Origin of the sequence: Alicyclobacillus contaminans DSM 17975, assembly GCF_000429525.1 — a bacterium.
In the GTDB taxonomy this organism is placed as follows: Bacteria; Bacillota; Bacilli; order Alicyclobacillales; family Alicyclobacillaceae; genus Alicyclobacillus_A; species Alicyclobacillus_A contaminans.
The window spans coordinates 1-3,869 of the sequence record NZ_AUCA01000085.1 but is presented as its reverse complement, the minus strand read 5'-3'; the positions used below and the strand labels follow the sequence as shown (position 1 = coordinate 3,869).

General features: G+C 53.8%; 13 protein-coding genes. 3 read left to right on the top strand and 10 right to left on the bottom strand.

The genetic code is table 11. The features are described from left to right. The 3 genes from G463_RS23370 to G463_RS23060 all read right to left on the bottom strand — a co-directional run. Positions 1-371, bottom strand: a 371-nt coding sequence (locus G463_RS23370) for a hypothetical protein (protein ID WP_026976094.1), incomplete at its 3' end; no start/stop codon positions are given. Between the two features lie 67 nt (positions 372-438). Next, positions 439-714 (bottom strand): helix-turn-helix domain-containing protein, encoded by a 276-nt coding sequence (locus G463_RS0117035; protein ID WP_026976093.1) that lies wholly within the window; start codon positions 712-714, stop codon positions 439-441. 61 nt (positions 715-775) lie between these two features. Beyond that, positions 776-943 (bottom strand): hypothetical protein, encoded by a 168-nt coding sequence (locus tag G463_RS23060; protein WP_156900290.1) that lies wholly within the window; start codon positions 941-943, stop codon positions 776-778. A 77-nt stretch (positions 944-1,020) separates the two neighbouring features. Here G463_RS23060 and G463_RS23055 point away from each other — a divergent pair, with 77 nt between their 5' ends. Further along, positions 1,021-1,182 (top strand): hypothetical protein, encoded by a 162-nt coding sequence (locus G463_RS23055; RefSeq protein WP_156900289.1) that lies wholly within the window; start codon positions 1,021-1,023, stop codon positions 1,180-1,182. Here the strand turns inward: G463_RS23055 and G463_RS0117020 are convergent. After that, complete coding sequence (locus tag G463_RS0117020; RefSeq protein WP_245575945.1) at positions 1,157-1,345, bottom strand: hypothetical protein; 189 nt, start codon at positions 1,343-1,345, stop codon at positions 1,157-1,159. The genes G463_RS23055 and G463_RS0117020 overlap by 26 nt on opposite strands. A 78-nt stretch (positions 1,346-1,423) precedes the next feature. After that, on the bottom strand, positions 1,424-1,642 hold the full coding sequence (locus tag G463_RS21205) for a helix-turn-helix transcriptional regulator (RefSeq protein ID WP_035487970.1): 219 nt from the start codon (positions 1,640-1,642) through the stop codon (positions 1,424-1,426). A 90-nt stretch (positions 1,643-1,732) separates the two neighbouring features. On the opposite strand from G463_RS21205, the gene G463_RS0117010 reads away from it, so the two are divergent. Both G463_RS0117010 and G463_RS0117005 read left to right on the top strand, forming a co-directional pair. After that, positions 1,733-1,948: a helix-turn-helix domain-containing protein gene (locus tag G463_RS0117010; protein ID WP_026976091.1), complete on the top strand. Its 216-nt coding sequence runs from the start codon at positions 1,733-1,735 to the stop codon at positions 1,946-1,948. A 5-nt stretch (positions 1,949-1,953) separates the two neighbouring features. Next, the gene (locus tag G463_RS0117005; protein WP_026976090.1) at positions 1,954-2,133 is read left to right on the top strand and encodes a hypothetical protein; all 180 of its coding nucleotides are present in this window, start codon (positions 1,954-1,956) and stop codon (positions 2,131-2,133) included. Here G463_RS0117005 and G463_RS23050 read toward each other — a convergent pair. From G463_RS23050 to G463_RS0116990, 5 genes are all read right to left on the bottom strand, one after another. After that, positions 2,111-2,308, bottom strand: a complete 198-nt coding sequence (locus tag G463_RS23050; RefSeq protein WP_156900288.1) for a hypothetical protein — start codon at positions 2,306-2,308, stop codon at positions 2,111-2,113. The genes G463_RS0117005 and G463_RS23050 overlap by 23 nt on opposite strands. A 13-nt stretch (positions 2,309-2,321) precedes the next feature. Continuing rightward, a complete protein-coding gene (locus G463_RS23045; RefSeq protein WP_156900287.1) occupies positions 2,322-2,669 on the bottom strand; it encodes an HNH endonuclease signature motif containing protein in 348 nt (115 codons plus the stop codon). A gap of 16 nt (positions 2,670-2,685) precedes the next feature. Then, positions 2,686-2,895: a hypothetical protein gene (locus tag G463_RS0117000; protein ID WP_026976089.1), complete on the bottom strand. Its 210-nt coding sequence runs from the start codon at positions 2,893-2,895 to the stop codon at positions 2,686-2,688. Between the two features lie 10 nt (positions 2,896-2,905). Then, complete coding sequence (locus G463_RS22020) at positions 2,906-3,358, bottom strand: ORF6C domain-containing protein (protein ID WP_051322412.1); 453 nt, start codon at positions 3,356-3,358, stop codon at positions 2,906-2,908. A gap of 3 nt (positions 3,359-3,361) precedes the next feature. Next, positions 3,362-3,869, bottom strand: a 508-nt coding sequence (locus tag G463_RS0116990) for a hypothetical protein (protein WP_026976088.1), incomplete at its 5' end; no start/stop codon positions are given.

The following is a 3,869-nucleotide window of genomic DNA, read 5'->3' as shown; positions in this document are numbered from 1 at the left end:
CTCCGCATATCGTCTCGGCTTTCCTCCACATACGCCCTCGCGTACGCTGCTGCCATAACCCGCTCGTGACACGGCTGACAGCGGTATCGGTCCCAATCCACTGGCTCCGCATCCGCGCGGTGCACCGTCCGGCCGCATCGGATGCAGGTGTGGCACTCCCAGTCCACGCAGCGCTGGCAGAGCAGCTGGGTTTCCCCTTCGTAGAGCACCGGGAACATCGCGTCCGGGTGGTCCAACTCTCCGCAACTCGGGCAGGGTTGCACTGCCTGGACTGTCCCGGTATACTCGTGACTGACGATTTTTGTGTTGACGGACTCCTGTTGTGCTCCACCACAGCAGGGGTCGCTTTCATTTCTCAGGGCCTCCGCCACGCTCAATCCCTCCTCGCACGTTTTGTGAAAAATCTGCACGGCATGTGATCAATCCTCGTGTTACTCTTCAGGCATAGAGCAGCGGGTTGCGCCGATTCACCTCAAAGGTGTCCATCCAATCCCGGGCGCGCCGGAGAAGCTCTATCACTCGGTCGATAAGCACTTGGCCGCCGTAAACCTCGAGTAGTTCGAACAAGAGGCTTTCATTCTCGACCTGGCCACTCTCTAGCCGACTGATGACGCTGCGATCCACTCGCGCCCGGGCTGCTGCTTCCTCCTGGGTCAACCCCAAGGCATCGCGCAGTATGACTGCCACCACGTTGCGTTTCCGTCCCCGCTTCATCCTCTCTACACCTCCTCTCACCATCCGCCGCCGGATTACGCATCCCCGCGCCGGGGCGGTATCAAGCAACATCACCACGAAAGCGATGGCCAAGTTCCAACAGGCGGTCCGCTCGTTGAACGCTCTCCGGTTGTGTTCCGTCCCATTGGATGCTCAACGGAAGCAGAACTTCGGTGTACCCGAACCAAAAGCCATCCGGAATCCGCAATGTGATGCACCGTCCAACCACACCCCTCACCTCCTCTCAAGCTCGTCCAAGTTCTCCCCGGGGCCGTAGCCCCCAATCACCCCAAAGGAGCGATTGCAATGGAACTCACCCGCGTTGTCCGCCATTCTGCCGACTACCAGCCGTCCCACCGCGTCGCACTCATCCTCGACCACTTGCAAGAGGTATTGGCTGACTTGGTGGATGAGTTGTCTGTTGACTGCGAAGATGTCTGCGTCAATCTGACGATTTCGGCGCGGTGAGTATCCTGTTGGCCGTATCCACTAGCGCCCAACATATCGGATCGCCATCCTCCAGCTTCTTGCGGAACCACTCGCCTCGTTCTTCAGGAGTCATCAGGATCCAGTCCGATTTGGCAACGACGGTGATAGTGGTGTTGCCGATAACTCTGGTGACAGTAGCCACAGGCATCTCCTCCTGCGCTACCCTATGCTCGGACAGCTTGGACGCTTGCCCCATCTGTTTCACCGTCCTCGTCGTTGTTTACGCGGTTCCGTCCTTTGGTGTAGAATTACGTCCAGCGAGGTCGTAAATATCGACATCCAGCAACTTAGCCAGTTCCATCGCCTTCGCTAATGGGGGTGTTCTCTCTCCGTATTCGTAGTGCTGGTACGAGCGGAGAGTGATACCTAACCGATCTGCAACCTGTTGCTGAGTTAGACCTTTGCGCTTACGCGCGGCCCTAAGTGCGTTTTGGTTCATCTTTCACCACCTCAATCTGAACACGTACAATTGTACGCTATGGTTTGATTATACACGCACAAATGTACGTGTCAAGAGTTGGAGTTCATTATGGCGACCTTTCAAGAACGTCTCTTGCAACTGCGAAAAGAAAGATCCTTGACTCAAAAGCGACTGGCCGAAGAGGTCGGGCTCCATACCCGAGCAATTCAGTTCTACGAGTCCGGTCGCTTGCCCGATGCTGAAGTTCTTATCAAACTCGCCGACTTCTTTGATGTCTCGATAGACTACCTGGTCGGTAGGTCGGACACTCCTGAGAGGAGGTGACGGCATTGGATAAACTTGAAGCTGTGACCAACATCGTTACAGCACTCATCGGACAAGGGTCACTCGTGATCGGTAAGCATACATCTGACGAAGACATCAAAACGCTTTGTAAGGCATTCACCGAGATATACAAGACCATTGGAGAATGTGAAGGTAGCCAAGTTACTTTCGTAGATGACCTGTAAGCTTCGCATGCAATTCAAGACAACGGGTTATCTGTTCATGAACTTGAATGGCATGCGATTCTGAAACACGAGTTGACAGCAACATGAGACGGTTGATCTGCTTTTCAAGTGCCTTGAGTGCATCAAATGATTTGGCTTCGTCATCAACCGTCTCCCGAACACGCTGCTCATCCATCCTTCTCACCTCCTCATGCCGCCTTGCGGAGCGGACCGAATCGTTGCTCTTGCAGCGCAATCACTGCTTGCAGGTTTGCCTCACTGTGATGGGCCCAGTTATGGCACCGCCAGCAAATCCACATCAGGTTGCGCTCGTCATGTACGTCACTGAAGGTGTAGCGCTCAGGATGAACCTTGAACCTGCCTCTCGGAATTACGTGATGAACCTGGTCTCCACGGCCACCGCAGACTCTGCAATACTCATCCCGTTCCCGGATGTACTCGCGCAGTTCTTTGGTGTACGTCGTCCGCTTTGCCGTCTTCCGTCTCGGTCTGCGAGACCGAAGTGGCGTGTAGCGCTTGAGCGGTGTGCGTCTCATCCGATCTCACCCGCTTTTACTTGACTCTGACCAGTTCCGGCCTCTCTGCATCGCAACAACTCAAAGATGTGGAAGCAAAGTCGCCACCATCGCTCAAAACTTGCCGGAGAAGCTCTGTATCTACCTGGAACTCTTTTCCGCAGTTTGAACAGCGGGTGTAAATCTCGTCGTCGTATATGTCGACCTGTATTGGTTTCCCGTCGTGTTCCGTTTTCAGGTAAAACATGGTCCGCCTCCTAATCCACCAACGAGAAGTTCTGCACAAAGTCCATGGCATCGGTGTACTGGCTATGTGGGATGTAGATGTATTTGGCGACCCCGTATCGTTTCTTGAGATTGCTCCAGATTCTCCGACGAATCTTGCCGACGGTTTCAGTGAATCGTTCCTCCGAAACCTGGTTCATCTTCGCCAGTTCAATCGAACGCTCACGCACCGCATCATGCAGTTCATTACTCTCTGCTGGGAACAACCAAACCGAGTTGCGGACCTCATCGGCAATCTCACGAACTTCCGTTACTGCTGTTTGAGCTTCGGCGCGTGCCTCTTGGGCGGTCAGAGATGCCTGCTCAGCCGCAGAAGCCATCTGTTTCACCGCCTCCAGCATCATCGAAAGTGCATTTGAAGTTTCCTGCTGGTTGCGAACTGACAACTCCAACATGGGGATGATCTTTTGCTCTTGAATCGACATGGACTAAACCTCCCTGTATTGCGCATCCTCTACGACGATTCGTGAGTTGAGCGCTGATTTCACCTTTGCCAGGTATGCTTCAAGGCTTTTGATGCTTTCCGTGAGTTGTCTTTTGACGGCGGGGTCTGCAGCGGCCAATGCGCCATCCATGAAGGCAATGACCCCAACACGCTTCAGAAACTCGGTGATATAGACCTTGAGTTGTAACGTGCTGATGTCTGCTTCCATCTGCAGTTTTTGCCGCTTGATTTTTGCCTGCTCCGGGTCAAAGTCATCTGTTTGCTGAAGCTTGAGAGCTTCAATCTCCTTTCGAAGCTTCTCTATGTCAGCCTTCGCGTTGTTGATGACCATCTGATCCCATTCCAGTTGCTCCTGAACCTTTTGCGGAACCACTTCGACGACTTTCTCAATCACTTTTGGCTCGGGGTTCTTCTCGCGCTTCAGTCGTTCATTTTCCGCGACCAGTTGTCGGTCACGCTCCATGATGGATTCGGCCTGTTCCTTGGTGGCC

Excerpts from the sequence above, each read along its gene's own strand:
- G463_RS0117035 (WP_026976093.1), bottom strand. The coding sequence starts at position 714 with ATGAAGCGGGGACGGAAACGCAACGTGGTGGCAGTCATACTGCGCGAT.
- G463_RS23055 (WP_156900289.1), top strand. The coding sequence starts at position 1,021 with ATGGAACTCACCCGCGTTGTCCGCCATTCTGCCGACTACCAGCCGTCC.
- G463_RS21205 (WP_035487970.1), bottom strand. The coding sequence starts at position 1,642 with ATGAACCAAAACGCACTTAGGGCCGCGCGTAAGCGCAAAGGTCTAACT.
- G463_RS0117010 (WP_026976091.1), top strand. The coding sequence starts at position 1,733 with ATGGCGACCTTTCAAGAACGTCTCTTGCAACTGCGAAAAGAAAGATCC.
- G463_RS23050 (WP_156900288.1), bottom strand. The coding sequence starts at position 2,308 with ATGGATGAGCAGCGTGTTCGGGAGACGGTTGATGACGAAGCCAAATCA.
- G463_RS23045 (WP_156900287.1), bottom strand. The coding sequence starts at position 2,669 with ATGAGACGCACACCGCTCAAGCGCTACACGCCACTTCGGTCTCGCAGA.
- G463_RS0117000 (WP_026976089.1), bottom strand. The coding sequence starts at position 2,895 with ATGTTTTACCTGAAAACGGAACACGACGGGAAACCAATACAGGTCGAC.
- G463_RS22020 (WP_051322412.1), bottom strand. The coding sequence starts at position 3,358 with ATGTCGATTCAAGAGCAAAAGATCATCCCCATGTTGGAGTTGTCAGTT.